Origin of the sequence: Pseudomonas batumici, from assembly GCF_000820515.1 — a bacterium.
In the GTDB taxonomy this organism is placed as follows: Bacteria; Pseudomonadota; Gammaproteobacteria; order Pseudomonadales; family Pseudomonadaceae; genus Aquipseudomonas; species Aquipseudomonas batumici.
Map to the genome: position 1 here is coordinate 93,981 of NZ_JXDG01000040.1, position 17,497 is coordinate 111,477.

Here is a 17,497-nt window from a genome sequence, read left to right on the forward strand (position 1 = left end):
CTGTCAGCGCCCGGCAAACCGCAACCGCGAGAGCATCTTCAAGTCGCCCTCCTGGTAGTAGCCGTCGCTCCAGCTGTTGTCCGGTGACAGCGGCTGGACCTGCTTGAGCGCCAGCTTCTTCGCGTAATAGCGGAACCGGTAATGCTCGTAGAAGCGCAGGATCTCCAGGCCATAACGATCGGCCAGATCGACGTCGCCACGAATCACCAGGTAGTTCTCGTCGTTGCCGTCGCTGGCGCCGACGCTGAGGTTGTGGCTGCCGCTGATAATGGTCGGCGCATCCGTGGTGAAGTCGGTGACGATGGCCTTGGTATGCACCAGCAGGTTGCCCTTCTGGCCCAGGAGACCTTCCTTGATCCAGCCTTCCAGCCCGGTATTGAGCAAGGCCGTGGCGACGAAATCGTCGGTCCGGTCGGCGTGAATGCCGGAGATGCTGCTGGCGGTATTCTGCAGGCCGAAACGCAGCACATCGTCATGGGGCTTGCCGAGCAAGGCGTCGAGAATCTCCTGGGGCAAGGTGAAGGCCGTGGCGAACAGCACGTCCTTTTGCGCCGCCGTGATGATCTGCACGAACTCCTTCAGGTCGCCCTGCCCGGTGCGCGGGGAAAACCCGGCGAACAACGGCTGGCTCGGGTCCATGGGGTTGTTCTGGGTGATCCACTTGCGGGTCGCCGCCACATCCGTCGGGGCGGCCCAGATCTCCTCGAAGACCTGGGTGTACTCGGTGGCCAAGCGGACGTCATCGAGCACATGCACCACGTTGGCCTGGCGATACACACCGTTGGCGGTGAAGTTGGTGCTGCCGCAGAGCACCGCTTCAGGCCGGTACTCGCCACCGGCATCGCGCTGGCTGAGAATGATGAACTTGTCGTGGAAGATATTGCTGGTGACCCGCCCGCGCTTGCTCTCGGCCGGAATCGGCGCCAGGCTCTGCTCGTTCAGGGTGGTGTCCTCGTCACCGACCTTGGCGTGGTAGAGCACGCGAATCCGCACGCCGCGTTGCTGCGCCGCGTTCACCGCATCGACAATCGCCTGCAACTGGTATTCGTAGATGGCGATATCCAGGCCCCACTGCACGTCCGTCGCCCGGGCGATAAACCCCAGCAGCTCTTCCAGCAGGCCGTTCTCCAGCCACAGGCGCGCCGCATCGGGCCAGGCTTCGATGGGTAGGTTTTTCTGGGTACTGATCAGTTTGTCCAGCTCGGGAAACTTGCGTTCGAAACCCTGGCTGGCCGCCACCGCGCGGTTGAAGATCACCCGCTGGCCCTTGGGCAGGCCATTGTCGGTGGTCACCGTCACGGCCAGTGACTCGCCCAACTGAGGCGCGTCGGGCGTGCCGTAGGCCAGGTGCACCCGATAGTTGCAGGTGGTCCCGGGCTCGACGTTGTAGTCGGCCCAACGGAATTTCTGCAACGGCGCCAGGTTGCTGGGGGTCGCGTGGTACTGGGGAAAGGTGTGCTCCTTGCCAGGGAACGTCAGGCTGTTGAACAGGAACTCCCAGGGCCGGGTGCCCTCCTGCCGTTCGATGGCAAAACCGAGCAGGCCGGCCCGCCGCGATTCGGCCAGGTCGATGGCCAGCAACACACCGCTGGTCCCGGCATAGGCCTTGACCCGGAAATCGTCCTGGGGATTGGTCTGAAGTACGCGCATGCATCACATCCTTGAGCTGTTTGCTGTGGTAGGCGAGCGTAGCGAATTTTTATGACGCCAGGTGCTTCCCGCGTCGATTTGCTCCATGAAATTTTCGATGTCAGGCCGTCAGCCCCTCAGTGCCCGTGCGCCGAGGGATGGGTGTGGGCCTGCAGCGAATCGGGCACCCCGCTACGAAGCAGCCCCCCGTCCTTGATCCAGGCGCAGGTTTGCTCATGGGCGCGCTGCAACAAGGCGTCGGTCTGGCTGAAGTCGAAGACCGAAATACCCAGGGGGCACAGCGGCGCCACCACATGAATATCCGCCCGCTCCGTGTAGAGTTCGATATCGCGGACCAGTTGCCGCATGCTCATCAGGTTCAAAGTGTGCAGCGCCAGGGCGACCAGCCCCGCCGGCGGTTCCGGGCAGGCGCAGCCAAAGCCCGTAGGCACCACCACGATGCGCCTGGCCCCCAGGTCGACCGCGCTGGCGATCGGGGTATTGCTCGCCACGCCACCGTCGATCAACAGTTTTTCGCCGATCCTCACGCAAGGAAATACCAACGGGATCGCCGCGCTGGCCAGCAGCGCCTGTTCCGCACTGCCGCTGGACAACAGCTCTTCGGCGCCTGTCAGCAGGTTGGTGGTGACGATATGCAGGGGCAGGACCGTGTCTTCGATCCGGTCCACGGGCAACGCACGCGCGACCAGTCGCTCCAGTGCCGTGGCCTGCAACAGAAAGCCGCGCCGATTGATCAGCGCGCCGAGGGTATCGAGCAACGACAGGGGAAACACATCGCCCTTGCGCAAACCGCGCCAGAAGTCCGCCAGTTCCTCCACACCCTGGGCGGTAGGTCGTGCGGCGAAGTAGGCGCCGTTGATGGCGCCCACCGAGGCGCCGATCACCAGATCGAAGTTCACCCCGGCCTCCACCAGGGCCTTGAGCATGCCCACCTGGACGGCGCCGAGGCTACCGCCCCCAGCGAGCACCAGGGCAGTCTTGACAGTGGGCATGGCGGGCCTCGCTCGTACTCGATGACAGTCATACAGGAGCATAGCTGGCGGCTTGGAAATCAACGTGATGGCAAACTAGCATTTCGGCAAAACTCGACAATACTTGGCGCGAACGGAATGCTCGGTTCCTCTGTCTCCTCGAAATGGAGTTCGCCATGAAGTCGCAAGAACTGGAACTTGACGTGGCCGTGGTCGGTGGCGGCGTCTCAGGCAGCTATAGCGCCTGGCGTCTGCAACAGATCCATGGCGACACACAGAACATCGCCCTGTTCGAATACAGCGACCGGATCGGCGGACGCCTGTTCAGCATCAACCTACCCGGGCTGCCCAATGTAGTCGCCGAGGTCGGTGGCATGCGCTACATCCCGGGCGCCGACGGCCATGTGCTGGTGGACAGCCTGGTCAAGCACCTCAAGCTGCCCAGCCAGGATTTCCCCATGGGCGCGCCCAAGCCGGTCTACGCCAAAAACAACCTGTTTTACCTGCGCGGCAAGCGCTTCCGTTATCGCGACTTCGTCGAAGCCCCGGAAAAGATCCCCTACGACCTGGCCTGGTCCGAGCGCGGCTTCGGCCCCGAGGACCTGCAAGTCAAGGTGATGAACTACGTGTACCCGGGGTTCGACAAGCTCAGCCTGTGCCAACAGATGCAGGTCTCGGTGTTCGGCAAGGAGATCTGGAAGTATGGCTTCTGGAACCTGCTCTACCGGGTGATGAGCAACGAGGGTTACCAGTTCATGAAGGACGCCGGCGGCTATGACGCCAACGTCGCCAATGCCAGCGCCGTGACCCAGCTGCCGGCCACCGAATACAAGGACACCACCGAGTTCCTGACCCTGACCAAGGGTTTCCAGAGCCTGCCCCTGACGCTCGCCGCCAGCTTCGCCAAGCTGCCGGGACAATTGCCGGGCAAGCAACGGGTGCACATGAACCAGCGGCTGACCGCCATCAGCTACGCCAAGGATGCCGACTTCCCCTACCGCCTGCATTTCCAGGCCACCACCACGGTGGATGGCAGTACCCACGACAGCGCTGGCCAGTCCGTGGTCAAGGCGAGGAAAATCATCCTGGCCATGCCACGCCGCTCACTGGAACTGATCGACTCGCCGTTTTTCAGCGATCCCTGGCTCAAGGACAATCTCGGCTCGGTGCTGATGCAGTCGGCCTTCAAGCTCTTCCTCGCCTACGAACAGCCCTGGTGGCGCTCGCTCGGACTGGTGGCCGGGCGCTCGGTCACCGACCTGCCGGTGCGGCAGATCTACTACATGGGCACCGAATGCGAGCAGAAAGGCGGCGAACCGACGCTCAACTCGTTGCTGATGGCCTCCTACAACGACATCGGCACCGTACCGTTCTGGAAGGGCCTGGAAGACGGCGCGCCGTTCGTTGGCCACATGCCCGCCAACCTGGCCGGCCTGCTCAAGGCCGAGCCGGTGGTGCCCAGGACCCAGTTCACCGTCAGCGACGAGATGGTCCGGGTGGCGCAGATGCAGGTCGCCCAGGTCCATGACCAGGTGGAACTGCCGCGTCCCTATTCGGCGGTCTATCACGCCTGGGACGCCGACCCGTACGGCGGCGGCTGGCATGAATGGAAAGCCAATTACCGCATCGACCAGATCATCTGCCGCATGCGCCGCCCCGTGGAAAAGCAGCAGATCCATATCGTCGGCGAAGCCTACTCCTATGGCCAGGGCTGGGTCGAAGGCGCGCTGACCGTGGCCGAATCGACACTCCAGGACTTCTTCGGGCTCAAGCGCCCGGCGTGGTTACCCAAGCACTACGCCTTGCTGCCGGTACCGACACCCGACGGCTGCGCCCTGGAACCGGGCCGGCACCCGGCCTGCAAGGACTGCGCGGACACCCTGAACGAAGTGACCCAGTTTGCCTACAAGGGGATCGACCATGGCAACGAATAAGGACTTCAGCGTCGCCGACTACCTGCTGGCGCGGCTCCATCAACTGGGTGTCCACAAGGTGTTCCAGGTACCCGGCGACTACGTGTCGGGGTTCATGGACGCCCTGGAGCAATCCGCCGATATCCGGCCGGTCGGCGAAGTCAATGAACTGAGTGCCGCCTACGCCGCCGACGGTTACGCCCGTTACGCCGGGATCGGCGCGGTGTCGCTGCAATACGGCGTGGGGACCTTCAGCGCGATGAATGCGATTGCCGGCGCCTATGTCGAGCGCAACCCGGTGGTGGTGATCAGCGCCAGCCCGTCGGCGAAGAACCGCCAGATCATCTGGTCCGAGGACGTCCTGTTCCACCACTCCACCGGCGACCTGGAAGTCGGGCGCAAGGTGTTCGAGAACATCACGGTGGCCTGTGAACTGCTGGACGACAGCCGCACCGCACCGGCACTGATCGACCGGGCGCTGGTCGCCGCCATCAGCCAGCGCCGGCCGATCTACCTGGAAGCCTGGCAGAACGTCTGGGGCGAACCCTGCGAAGAGCCGAAAGGCGAACTCCGCGCCGTGCCGGCCGCCTGTGATCTGCAATCGCTGGACGCGGCGGTCGAGACCTCGGTGCAACGCCTGCGCGAGGCGAAAAAACCGTTGATCATGCTCGGCATCGAGATCGCCCGTTTCGGCCTGCAAAAGCAGGCGCTGCACCTGATCGAAGCCAGCGGCCTGTCGTTCACCACCTCGCTGGAAGCCAAGACCGTTGTCGACGAGAACCACCCGCAATTCATCGGCACCTATGCCGGCACCGCCTCGCGGCTGTGGACCCAGGACCTGGTGGACCAGACCGATTGCATCCTGGCCCTGGGGGTGATCTTTACCGACGACTACCTGCAACTGCTGAAGAAAGATTTCGGCCAGATCATCCTGGTCAACACCCAACAGGCCCGTACCGGCTTGCAGTACTACCCCCATGTTCCCCTGCCGCAGTACCTCGGCGCCCTGACCAGCGCACTCGGGCTGGACGAGAATTTCCCGCTGCCCTTGCACCCGCGCGAGCCCCTCTCGCCACTGCTCGGGGCGACCGACCACGACACGCCGCTGACTTACGAGCGGTTCCTCGACACCCTCGCCGACTTCGCCCGGGAGCAACGCCTGTGGGACAACAGTGCGCTGATCCTCGGGGAAAGCTCGGCGCTGTACGCCGCCAGCAATATCATGGGCATGCCCGAAAACAGCTTTGTCGCCGATGCGATCTGGGGCTCCCTCGGTCATGAGACCGGTTGCGCCCTCGGTGTGGCCATGGGCGGTGGGCGCCGGCCCCTGGTGGTCGCCGGCGACGGTGGTTTCATGATGATGTGTCAATCGCTCTCGACCCTGGTGCGCAACCGCGTGAATGCCGTGGTGTTCGTCATGAGCAACGAGGTCTATGCCATCGAGCAGGCGTTCGTGAACATCAACGCGTTCAAGGAGCACGGGGAGTTCGCGCCGTTCGACATCCTGCCGAGCTGGGATTACCTGGCCCTGGCCAAGGGCTTCGGCGCCAGGGGCTACAGGGTCTCGACCGAGGGTGAGCTGCGCGAACTGCTGCTGAAATTGCTGGTGATCGACGAGACCGTGCTGGTCCAGGTCGTCATCCCGCAGAAAGACCTCGCGCCCCAGATCGAACGACTCGCGTCCTGAACGGAGCAATCACTACATGGCTGTATTGCGTCTTGCTGTCGCTGCCCTGCTGCTCACCGGCCTGTCCGTGGCCCAGGCCCATACCCACGGCCCCGAAACGGCCGAAGCCGTGAAGCGCTTCACCCCGGTCTCGCCCGACACGCCCTACCTGGAAGTCCTGCACCAATGCGTCAGCCCGCGGGACACTGACCCGGGCCAGTTGCTCTCAGGCCTGGGCGACACGCGTTACCCCATGGTCAGCCTGAAAGACGCCGATCAGGTCGAAGCCTTCTATAGTCAGGGCATCGCCCTGCAATACGGCTTCAACTTCTCCGAAGCGATCCGGGCCTTCTACCAGGCCAGCCGTTTCGACGAGGGTTCAGCCATGCCCTATTGGGGCATTGCCTTGTCGGCCAACTCCAATATCAACAGCGACGCCACCCTCGGTTGCGACCAGCTGGCCTATCGCTCGGCGCAGATCGCCCTGGAACACGCCAATGAGCGTCTCAAGGACCCGGCCGCCAAGGCGCGCTTCACCGAACAGCAGCTGCAACGTGAAGTCGATTACGCCAAGGCGTTCCTGAGCGTCTACACCCTGCAGGACGGCCAGGTCAGCCTCGACGGCGCTGGAAAACAGCACTACGCCGATGCCATGAAAGCGCTGTCGCAGACCTATTTCGACGACCTCGATGCCGCCACCCTCTACGCCGACGCGCTGCTCAACCTCACCCCCTGGAAGTGGTGGGACGGCGAGGCAGCGGTCTCCAATGAAGTCCACCCGACACCGGCGGCCTATGAGGCGCTGCAAGTGCTCAACCGCGTGCTGGTGCAGGACAAACTGCACAGTGGTGCCAATCACTTCTACATTCACGCCATCGAGGAGTCGCCCTTCCCCGACAGCGGGCTGCCCATGGCCAATCGCTTCCGCGAGCAGAACCCGGCCATCGGACACCTGGTGCACATGGCTTCGCACATCTACCAGCGCACCGGCAACAACGCCCTGGCCAGCGTCGCCAACTACACGGCGGTCTCGGTGGACCGGGCCTACGCTCATCAGGTCGACCCGCAGAGCCCCTACCCGCTGCACTACCTGGGCCACAACATCCACTTCCTGACCTGGACCCTGTCCATCGAGGGCCGCCAGAACGAAGCCATGAACATGGCCGAGGAACTGGTGGAAAACACCACGCGCTATTCGGCGCTGGACTTTCTCTGCAAACAGTACCCCGACGAAATCCGCACCAAGACCGACTACTTCTATGCGGTGCCCTATTACTTCGCCGTGCGCTTCCAGGACTGGACGGCACTGGAGCGCATCAAGCCGAAGATCGAACAAGGCCTGAAGACCATCAACGAGACCTGCACCCAGGCCGACAAGGATTGGCAGCCCTTGACCGCGCCTTACACCCAGGTCATGGACGCCTATGCCAAGGCCTACCGGCAACTGGCCCAGGACGGCCTGGACAACGCGGCGGCCGACGACGCGCTCAAGGACTACTGGCAGGCGGTGACGAACGCCTTGAAACGCAAAGCGGACCTCGGCTACGGCAACAACAAGGCGGTGGAATTGTTCCGCATCGCCAACCTGATCCTGCTGAACAAGGCCCAGGCCAGTAGCCACGGCAAGCTCGACCTGGCCTCATTGCGGGAAACCGCCGCCAAGGTCTTCGGCAAGGACCCTTCGCAGGCCCTGGCCACGGACCTCAAGTCACTGCAGGGTAATAACCAGGAGCAGATCATCGGTGCCTGGCGCAAGGCGGTCGCCCTTCAGGATGCGCTGAGCTACAACGAGCCGCCGGACTGGTATTACACCCTGCGCGAATCCCTGGGCTATGCGCTGTTGGAGCAAGGCAAGGCGGACGAAGCCGAAAAGGTCTTTCGTGAGGATCTGGCGGGCAATCGCCTCAGTGGTCGCTCGCTCAACGGGTTGAAGCTGAGCCTGCAACAACAGCCGGGCAAGACGGTACCGACACTGCTCGACGAACAACTGCGCAATGCCTGGCGCAATGCGACCATCAGCGCGGCACCTTACTGATCAACGGGCAAAGCGCAACCTGAATGGCCAGCGCCATTGGGGCACCCGGTTGCGCTGCAAGCGCTCAAGCACCATCCAGGCCATGGTCAACAGCATCAGCAGCAGATGCCCCTGTTCGGCCAGCATCGGCAGCAGCATCACGGCCCAGCACGAACCCACGCACCAGACAGCACTGACGACACCGTACTTCAGGCAATCCCGGAGAAAGGCGAAACCGAACGCTGAAATACGCGGTTGGTGATGACAGCGGTTCAGGCTCCGCTGCTTGGCAGGCGAGGCCTGCCACAGCAAACAGATCAGCAAGCCGCCGACCAGAGCCGTCAACGGCTCGATGCCCAGCAACACCCGGACGCCCACCGCTACCGTCAACAACCCCACCCCCGCCAGGGTCCAGACACTGCCGAAGCCAAGCACGAACAGGCCCAGCGCCTGCCAGCGCCTTCTCGACAGGCTGACCCGCCACAAATGCTCCAGCGGATGCGCCAGCAGCAAGGGCATCATCGCCAGCAGCATCAATGTCCAGCCCCCCAACAAGACCTGCGGAGGATTGAACAGCAGCACCTGTTCAATCCCCTGCCAGCTCGCGGTGTACCCCAGGGACGGCCAGGCGCCGCAGAACGCCGGGCCCGAGAGCCTCTGCACCCCGCCCAGCAGCCAACCCCAACCGGCCAGGCTGATCAGTATCAGCCAGGGCCGGCTCCCCTTGCTCAGGAAAAGCAGCAGATACCGCCCCATGCTCAATCGCCCTGGCGGTAGACACTGACTCGACCGATCGTGATCTGGTCCTTGGGACCGACAGGCGTAACGGGCACAAACCGCACGTTCAGTGTGTTCAGGTCCTGGACGCCGCCGAGATGCAAGGCATCCACCACCTCGGTGATATCCAATACATGGCTGACGCCATGGCCGCCGTGGCGACCGTCCGCCTGACTGGCCTGCTCGACACCGAAGAGCGATATCGTCCCGACGTGCAACTCTGGATGCTCGTCGGGAACGGCGTTCGGGGGCAGATTGACGTAGACCTCGAAGAGCGCCGAGTCCTTGTTACCCCGGATATTCTCCAGGTGCAGGAACACCCGGTCCGGCAGCGACGGCGCTTTCACGGAGAAGTTCGCGGTGGATTTCAGGCTGTTCAGCACTTTGCGCGAACCGGGTTTATCCAGTTGCACGGAGGTGTCGACGCTACCGCCTGACAGATTGAGCACAGACGCGTTGGCGCCAATCAGTTCGACATCGGTATTGCGGCTCATCAGCGCCTCCGGGACCGGTGCCACGATATTGGCTCCGAGATTCAACAGACGATGCTGAAGCAGAGGGTGTTTGCTTTGCGGAGCCGTGGTGTCTTCATAGGTATAGTCCAGCTTGGGCGCGCGCGTATCCAGCACATCACGCACCTTGAACGTCCAGGGTTCACCTCCGACTTGCGGCACGATGAAAGGGCGTCCTGAATCGAGAGGGCCGTTCAGCCAGGCCGGATCGGCAGGGTTCTGGTTGCCGCCATAAGACTTGAGCCAGACCGCCCACAGACGATCGATATTGGCGTGGTGCAGCCAGAAAATGGGGTCCAGCGCCGCCGTGTTGGGCACGCTCATCAATCCCCGGATGTCGCCTGAACTGCCACCCACTACGCCGTGGACGTTGTTGTGCGGCTCGGACTCCAGCAGTCCGTTGGCGACGCCGTGTTGGATGAAGGGCGACTCCGGCCCGCCGAAACCGGGAGGGACACCGGTTTCGGAGCCGGCAAAAACATGATCGCGCAGTGCCGTCAGCCGGATATATTTCGCTGGAACGACAATCGGAGTCACGCCCAACCCATAACGACGCTCGACATACAACGGGTTATGCGCGCCGTCCGGCCAGCTCTGCTGGGCAAAACACTTCGGCAGCTCCTGGGCCTGGGCACTGGCATTGTAGTTCCAGTAAGGCAGCGACCAGTCCGCCGGACCTTTGAGGTCGACGATCGTGGCACGCACGATCTGCTCGAACGAGGCCAGATAGCCTCGATGCCAAGGGAAGAAATACCAGTTCTGATGCTGGCACTGGTTCCAGTAGAGGTCCTGCTCGGCTTGCGGCGGAAACACTGTCTGCGCAGTCACATAACCGGCACTTTCCCAGAGCGGTCGGGTAATGCCATGCATCGCCGCCAGGAACAGCCAGCTGGTAGGGTCGGTGATCGGCTTTTTGCGCAACGCCTCAACAGCGCGCGCATACCACAACAAGGTCTCGTTCCAGCCCGGGTCCAACTTCCATACATCGCGACGTACATGTGCCATGATCGTTCTCCCTGAAAGTCCATTGGGCCGGGGACTTGCTGGCCCGAATGCAACATTAGATCAGGTGATATCAATCTGCCTCGAGACCGCCGCCGAAGTAGACAGGCGGTCCCTGCGGCACATCAGAGGCCCTTCACCTCAGCCCGGCATGCACTGGAAGTCACCGGTCTGGGCCACTTGCCGGCCATGGGAATCCATCAGGCGGGCGTTGACTTCCTGGCCCAGGCTCGACTCCACCAACTTGTAGTGCTCACCGGCCTTGAAGTGGTTGTAGCTGACCTCGCCCGAGCAGTCCTGCGGGTTGCCGTCGCCCGAGGGAATCTCCACCAGCATCACGTCCAGCTTGTGGGACCCCGGGGCCACCTCGAAGAAACGACCGTCGTCGATTTTCTTGCCATCGACCTTCTCGGCGAGCAGGTCGTTCGGCGCTTCATCCTGCAGGCCGATCCAGGCCTGGCTCGGATCAGCCTTCGGCATGGGGCCGGCACAGGCGGACAGCAGAAAGGCCAGGCCCAGGGTTGGAAGCAGCATCAGGGGTTTGAATGTCATGGTGTCCTACCTCAAAGATGAAAAAACTGTTGGCTGTCAGATGCAGGAAAATTTCCTGGAGTGGGCCACGGTCGCGCCGTGGTCGTTCACCAGCGCGACGCCGACATTGGAACCGGCTCCCGACTCCACCAGGTGATAGTGCTTGCCGGCCTTGAACTGGTCGTACTCCACCTGGCCGGTGCACTCGGGCTGCTCGCTATTACCGTTGGCGCCCTGGACCAGGAGCACGTTCAGATCGTGTTTGCCCGGCGCCACTTCGAAATAGCGGCCGTCGTCGACGCGCTTGCCATCCACGCGCTCGGCCAGCAGGTCATCACTGGAGCCCTGCCCGAGACCGATCCAGGCTTCGCTCGGATCGGCCTTGGGTACCGGCGCTGCGCAGGCGGACAGCAGGCCAACCAATCCAAGAGCCGAAATCAGCATCAGTGGTTTAAGTGTCATTGAATGAATTCCTCTCATATTCAAGGGCGGTATCGCTGGACGGTAAGTCCGTCTGATCGAGGCCAAGAGTGGCGAAGTAGAGAGGCTTGTACAAATGAACACACATGAAGGGTTTTTCAGTCCTTATCTAAAAAACCCTTCATGTTGGTGAAAGCTGAACGTTAAGTTCCAGACGCAAGACTGCCGGTGTTTGCAATTCCACTCCCCGGAGGTTCAGGCATGCTCGGGCTGGTAAAGACCGCACTGCTCAAGCCCTACACGTTTATCGTGTTGGCGATATTCATCTGCATCATCGGGCCGCTGGCGGCCCTGCGGACCCCCACCGACGTGTTTCCCGACATCGGCATTCCGGTGGTCGCGGTGGTCTGGCAATACAACGGCCTGTCTCCCGAGGACATGGCCGGCCGGGTGATCTACACCTACGAACGCTCCCTGAGCACCACGGTCAACGACATCGAACACATCGAGTCGCAATCGCTGCCGGGCATGGGCATCGTCAAGATCTTCTTTCAGCCGGGCGTGGACATCCGCACCGCCAACGCCCAGGTGACCGCCGTCTCGCAGACCGTGCTCAAGCAGATGCCGCCGGGCATCACCCCGCCGCTGATCCTCAACTACAGCGCCTCGACGGTGCCGATCCTGCAGATGGCGTTTTCCAGCCCGACCCTGTCGGAAGCGAAGATCCGTGACTTGGTGCAGAACAACATCCGCCTGCCGCTGACCGCCGTGCCGGGCCTGGCGATTCCGACACCGATGGGCGGCAAGCAACGCCAGATCACCCTCGACCTCGATCCCCAGGCGCTGGCCGCCAAGGGCCTGTCGGCGCAGGATGTGGGCAACGCCCTGGCCGCGCAGAACCAGATCATTCCGGTGGGTACCGCCAAACTCGGCCCCTACGAATACACCGTGCTGCTGAACAACAGCCCGAAAGTCATCGAAGAACTCAACGACCTGCCGATCAAGACCGTCGACGGCGCCCTGATCACCATCGGCCAGGTGGCCCACGTGCGTGACGGCTCGCCGCCACAGACCAACATCGTACGGGTCGACGGCCGCCGCGCAGTGCTGATGCCGGCCATGAAGAACGGCAATATCTCCACCCTGTCGATCGTCGACGGCATCCGCAACATGCTGCCGCTGATCAACGAAACCCTGCCCCCGGAACTCAAGACCTCACTGCTGGGCGACGCCTCGGTGTTCGTCAAGCAGTCGGTGGGCAGCGTTGCCCGCGAAGGCATCATCGCCGCCCTGCTGACCAGCGCGATGATCCTGCTGTTCCTCGGCAGTTGGCGCTCGACCCTGATCATCGCCGCCTCGATCCCGCTGGCGGTGCTCTCGGCCATCGCCCTGCTGGCCGCCACCGGCCAGACCCTCAACGTCATGACCCTGGGCGGGCTGGCGCTGGCGGTGGGGATCCTGGTGGACGATGCGACGGTGACCATCGAAAACATCAACTGGCACCTGGAACAGGGCAAGGCGGTCAAGGACGCGATCCTCGACGGCGCGAAGCAGATCGTCGGCCCGGCCTTCGTCTCGCTGCTGTGCATCTGCATCGTGTTCGTGCCGATGTTCATGCTGCAAGGCATTGCCGGTTTCCTGTTCCGGCCGATGGCCCTGGCGGTGATCTTCGCCATGGCCAGTTCCTTCATCCTGTCGCGGACCCTGGTGCCGACCCTGGCGATGTTCCTGCTCAAGCCCCATGTGGTTGAGGGCGGCAGCGGTCATCATCCCGAAGATGAATTCATCAACCATCACGAAGGCGAACAGCACAGCCAGCCGCGCAGTCGCTTGCTGCAAGGCGTACTGAGTTTCCAGCAGGGTTTCGAGCGCGGCTTCTCCGCGGTACGCGACGTCTACCACGGCCTGCTGACCCTGGCGCTGGGCTGCCGCAAGCGCTTCCTGCTGGGTTTCCTGGCCTGTGTGCTGGCGTCCTTCAGCCTGCTGCCGAGCCTGGGCGAGGACTTCTTCCCCGCCACCGACGCCGGCGCCCTGGCCCTGCACGTGCGCCTGCCGCTGGGCACGCGGATCGAGGAAAGCGCCGCCACCTTCGACCGTATCGAAGCGCGGATCCGCGAAGTGATTCCCGCCGAGGAACTGGACAACATCGTCGACAACATCGGTATTCCGCTGAGCGGCATCGACATGGCCTATAGCAGCAGCGGCACCATCGGCCCGCAGGACGGCGATATCCAGGTGACCCTCAAGGCCGATCACCAGCCCACCGCCGACTACGTGAAAAAGCTGCGCACGGCCTTGCCGGAAAGCTTCCCCGGCAGCCACTTCGCCTTCCTCCCGGCGGACATCAGCAGCCAGATCCTCAACTTCGGCGCACCGGCTCCGCTGGACGTGAAGATCTCCGGGCGCAGTGCCGAGGAAAACCGCACCTTCGCCCTGGAGCTGCAACGGCGCCTGCAACACGTGCCGGGGATCGCCGACCTGCGGATCCAGCAATCGGTCGGCTACCCGTCGCTGGCAGTGAAGGTCGACCGTCTGCGCGCCAAAGGCCTGGGCATCACCGAGCGCGACGTCACCAACAGCATGGTCGCCTCGCTGGCGGGCAGCTCCCAGGTGGCACCGACCTTCTGGCTCAACCCGGCCAACGGCGTCTCCTATGGCGTGGTCGCGGCCACTCCGCAATACCGCCTGGACAGCCTGCCGTCACTGGAAGCGCTGCCGGTCACCGGCAGCAACGGCCAGTCGCAGATCCTCGGCGGCCTGGCGACCATCAATCGGGTCCAGAGCCCGGCGGTGGTCACCCACTACAACATCCAGCCGACCCTGGACATCTACGCCAGCGTGCAAGGCCGGGACCTCGGCGCGGTGGCCCATGACATCCAGAAGATCCTCGACGATGCCTCCGCCTTGCGACCCAAGGGTGCGATTGTCAGCCTGCACGGCCAGATCGACGCCCTGCATGAGGCCTTCAGCGGCCTGAGCTTCGGCCTGCTGGGCGCCGTGGTATTGATCTACCTGCTGATCGTGGTCAACTTCCAGTCCTGGGTCGACCCTTTCGTGATCATCACCGCCCTGCCCGCGGCCCTGGCCGGGATCGTCTGGATGCTGTTCCTGAGCGGCACCTCGCTGTCGGTGCCGGCCTTGACCGGGGCCATCCTCTGCATGGGCGTGGCCACCGCCAACTCGATCCTGGTGGTGAGCTTCTGCCGCGAACGCCTGGCCGAACACGGCGATGCCCTCAAGGCCGCCCTGGAAGCCGGCTACACCCGCTTCCGCCCGGTGTGCATGACCGCCCTGGCGATGATCATCGGCATGTTGCCGCTGGCCCTTTCCGAAGAACAGAACGCCCCCCTCGGACGCGCCGTGATCGGCGGTCTGATCCTGGCGACCACTGCCACCCTGCTGTTCGTCCCCGTGGTGTTCAGCCTGGTGCACGGCCGCCAGCCCATTCGCGTCGTAGCTGGAGAAAACACCCATGACTGATCGCAAACCCTCGGGCAAACGCCTGCTTTACCTGGGCGTCGGCGGGCTGACCCTGGCCGCCTTGCTGGTCGCCAACGGGATTGCCGCGCGGACCCGCCATGAACAGGCCGTGAGCGCCTGGACCGAAACCGCCGCCGTGCCCATGGTCAGCGTGTTCAAGCCGGCGCAGAACGCCGCCGGCGATACCCTGCGCCTGCCGGCCCGCCTGGAAGCCTGGAGCAAGGCGCCGATCCATGCGCGGGTCAGCGGCTATCTGAAGGACTGGAAAACCGACATCGGCAGCCCGGTCAAGGCCGGCCAGGTGCTGGCGGAGATCGACAGCCCGGACCTCGACCAGCAGGTCGCCCAGGCCCATGCCCACCTGCTGCAGGAACAGGCCAATGCGCGCCTGGCCGAGACCACCGCTACGCGCTGGCAGAACCTGGTGGGGACCCATTCGGTGTCGCGCCAGGAAGCCGATGAAAAAAGCTCCAACGCCGCCGCGGCCAAGGCCAATGCCGAAGCCGCCAGCGCCGACTACGCACGGCTGTCGGCGCTGGAAGCGTACAAGACGATCCGCGCCCCCTTCGCCGGCACCATCACCGCCCGCAACACCGATATCGGCCAGTTGATCAAGGCCGACAGCGACAGCGACCCGGAACTGTTCGACATCGCCGACACCCATCAACTGCGGCTCTACGTGCCCATCCCGCAGAACTACGCCAGCGTGATCCGTCCCGGTCTCGAAGTAAAACTGAGCGTGCCGGAACATCCTGGCCGGCAGTTCAGCGCGAAACTGGTGGGCAACTCCACCGCCGTCGACTCGCGCTCAGGCACCCTGCTGGCGCAGTTCGTCGCCGAGAACCCGGACAACGCCCTGCTGCCGGGCGACTACGCCGAGGCGACCCTGCCGATCCCGGCGGACACCCATGGCGTCAGCATTCCCGCCAGCGCCTTGATCTTCCGCGCCCAGGGCACCCAGGTGGCCGTGCTCGACGCCCAGTCCCATGTGCACCTGCGCGACATCCACATCGGCCTGGACCTGGGCGAACGCCTGGTCATCGACCAGGGCCTGAAACCCGCCGACACCGTGATCGACAATCCGCCGGACGCCCTGCGCGAAGGCGACCCGGTGAAACTCGCCGACGCCGGAGGCCAGCATGTCCCCAAGGCTTAAGCGCAGCGCCTGGCTATTGATCGCGAGCTTGCAGGGCTGCTCCCTGGCGCCGACCTACCAGCCGCCCCGACTCGACCTGCCGGAACACTATCGCGAGCAGACCAGCGACGGCCCCTGGCACCTGGCACAACCGGGCGAGCGGTTGTCACAACACTGGTGGACGCTGTTCCAGGACAAGCAGCTCGACGACCTGCAACAGCGCCTGCTCAAGGCCAACCCGGACCTGGCCGCCGCCCTCGCGCACTACGACGGCGCCCAGGCCTACGCGAGCCAGTTGCATGCCGGATTGTTCCCGCAGATCAGCGCCAGCGCGCAACCTCTGCGCCAGCGCCAATCGGACAATCGCCCGCTGCGCGGCAGCACCCAGCCGTCGGTGTACGACAGCAATACCGCAGGCTTTGCCCTGAACTTCGACCTCGACCTGTGGGGGCGGATTCGCAACCAGGTGGCCGCCGGCGACGCCCAGGCCCAGGCCTCCGGCGACGACCTGGCGGTGGCGCGCCTGAGCCTGCAACAGCAGTTGGCGACCTTGTATGTCCAGCTCAATGGCCTGGACGCCCAGGACCGGATTCTCACCAGTTCCCTGGATGACTACACCCAGGCCCTGCAACTGACCCGCGACCGCTACCAGGGCCAGATCGCCTCGGAACTCGACCTGACCCGCGCCCAGAGCCAGCTGGCCGAGGCCCGGGCGCAGCTGGACGAAGTGCGCGGCCAACGCAACCTGGCCGAACACGCCATTGCCGAATTGGTGGGAGAGCCGGCCAGTGATTTCCAACTGCCGCCGACCCAGGCGCTCCTGACCATTCCCAAGGTGCCCGGCGCCCTGCCCAGCGGCCTGCTGCAACGGCGTGCGGATATCGCCGCGGCGGAACGGCGGGTGTTCGCCGCCAATGCCGGGATCGGCGTGGCCAAGGCCGCCTGGTACCCGGATTTCAGCCTGACCGGCCTGCTCGGCGGCCAGACCCAGGGCAGCGGCAACCTGCTGTCGACGGGTAACCGGTACTGGGCGCTGGGACCACTGGTCAACCTGCCGATTTTCGACGGCGGTCGCCTCAGTGCCCAGGAGCATCAGGCCAAGGCCGAATTCGAAGAAGCCTCGGCCCATTACCGCAGCCAAGTCTTGCGTGCGGTGCGCGAAGTCGAGGACAACCTGGCGCAACTGCGCGACTTGCAACAGGAGGTCCAGGATGAGCAGGCGGCCGTGAGTGCGGCGCAGAACACCCAGACCCTGGCGATGAACAGCTACCAGGCCGGGGCGGTGAACTATCTGGACGTGGTGACGGCGCAGACTGCGGCGCTGCAGGCGCAGCGGCAATTGCAGGCCTTGCAGACCCGCCAGCTGCAGGCCAGCATCGGCCTGATGACCGCGTTGGGTGGCGGTTGGAGCCCCGAGGGCTGAACG

Annotated in this window: 12 protein-coding genes; 6 read left to right on the top strand and 6 right to left on the bottom strand. The window is 64.0% G+C overall.

The window, feature by feature from the left end; translation table 11 throughout:
• Positions 1-3: 3 nt before the first annotated feature.
• Both UCMB321_RS15520 and UCMB321_RS15525 read right to left on the bottom strand, forming a co-directional pair.
• Complete coding sequence (locus UCMB321_RS15520) at positions 4-1,650, bottom strand: phospholipase D-like domain-containing protein (RefSeq protein WP_040068312.1); 1,647 nt, start codon at positions 1,648-1,650, stop codon at positions 4-6.
• A gap of 116 nt (positions 1,651-1,766) precedes the next feature.
• Positions 1,767-2,642 (bottom strand): patatin-like phospholipase family protein, encoded by an 876-nt coding sequence (locus tag UCMB321_RS15525; protein ID WP_040068313.1) that lies wholly within the window; start codon positions 2,640-2,642, stop codon positions 1,767-1,769.
• 155 nt (positions 2,643-2,797) lie between these two features.
• Here UCMB321_RS15525 and UCMB321_RS15530 point away from each other — a divergent pair, with 155 nt between their 5' ends.
• Genes UCMB321_RS15530 through UCMB321_RS15540 form a run of 3 tightly spaced genes read left to right on the top strand, consistent with a single transcriptional unit; the run spans position 2,798 to position 8,235 of the window.
• Positions 2,798-4,555, top strand: a complete 1,758-nt coding sequence (locus tag UCMB321_RS15530) for a flavin monoamine oxidase family protein (protein WP_040068316.1) — start codon at positions 2,798-2,800, stop codon at positions 4,553-4,555.
• Positions 4,542-6,221, top strand: coding sequence for an alpha-keto acid decarboxylase family protein (locus UCMB321_RS15535; RefSeq protein ID WP_040068318.1), 1,680 nt, complete (start codon positions 4,542-4,544; stop codon positions 6,219-6,221). The genes UCMB321_RS15530 and UCMB321_RS15535 overlap by 14 nt, the downstream gene beginning before the upstream one ends.
• A 16-nt stretch (positions 6,222-6,237) precedes the next feature.
• Positions 6,238-8,235, top strand: coding sequence for a hypothetical protein (locus UCMB321_RS15540; protein WP_040068320.1), 1,998 nt, complete (start codon positions 6,238-6,240; stop codon positions 8,233-8,235).
• On the opposite strand, the gene UCMB321_RS15545 is transcribed toward UCMB321_RS15540, so the two are convergent.
• The 4 genes from UCMB321_RS15545 to UCMB321_RS15560 all read right to left on the bottom strand — a co-directional run bounded on the left by UCMB321_RS15545 (position 8,236) and on the right by UCMB321_RS15560 (position 11,498).
• Positions 8,236-8,970, bottom strand: coding sequence for a copper chaperone (locus UCMB321_RS15545; RefSeq protein ID WP_052451246.1), 735 nt, complete (start codon positions 8,968-8,970; stop codon positions 8,236-8,238). It abuts the gene before it with no gap.
• 2 nt (positions 8,971-8,972) lie between these two features.
• The gene (locus UCMB321_RS15550) at positions 8,973-10,508 is read right to left on the bottom strand and encodes a DUF7868 domain-containing protein (protein WP_040068322.1); all 1,536 of its coding nucleotides are present in this window, start codon (positions 10,506-10,508) and stop codon (positions 8,973-8,975) included.
• Positions 10,509-10,646: 138 nt separating this feature from the next.
• Complete coding sequence (locus UCMB321_RS15555; RefSeq protein ID WP_040068323.1) at positions 10,647-11,057, bottom strand: PA0061/PA0062 family lipoprotein; 411 nt, start codon at positions 11,055-11,057, stop codon at positions 10,647-10,649.
• Between the two features lie 36 nt (positions 11,058-11,093).
• Positions 11,094-11,498: a PA0061/PA0062 family lipoprotein gene (locus UCMB321_RS15560; protein WP_040068324.1), complete on the bottom strand. Its 405-nt coding sequence runs from the start codon at positions 11,496-11,498 to the stop codon at positions 11,094-11,096.
• A 219-nt stretch (positions 11,499-11,717) separates the two neighbouring features.
• On the opposite strand from UCMB321_RS15560, the gene UCMB321_RS15565 reads away from it, so the two are divergent.
• Genes UCMB321_RS15565 through UCMB321_RS15575 form a run of 3 tightly spaced genes read left to right on the top strand, consistent with a single transcriptional unit; the run spans position 11,718 to position 17,494 of the window.
• Positions 11,718-14,936: an efflux RND transporter permease subunit gene (locus UCMB321_RS15565; RefSeq protein ID WP_040068326.1), complete on the top strand. Its 3,219-nt coding sequence runs from the start codon at positions 11,718-11,720 to the stop codon at positions 14,934-14,936.
• Complete coding sequence (locus UCMB321_RS15570) at positions 14,929-16,092, top strand: efflux RND transporter periplasmic adaptor subunit (RefSeq protein WP_040068328.1); 1,164 nt, start codon at positions 14,929-14,931, stop codon at positions 16,090-16,092. Before UCMB321_RS15565 ends, UCMB321_RS15570 begins: the two co-directional genes overlap by 8 nt.
• Entirely contained in the window at positions 16,076-17,494 is a 1,419-nt protein-coding gene (locus tag UCMB321_RS15575; RefSeq protein ID WP_040068331.1) for an efflux transporter outer membrane subunit, read from the top strand. Before UCMB321_RS15570 ends, UCMB321_RS15575 begins: the two co-directional genes overlap by 17 nt.
• Positions 17,495-17,497: the final 3 nt, after the last annotated feature.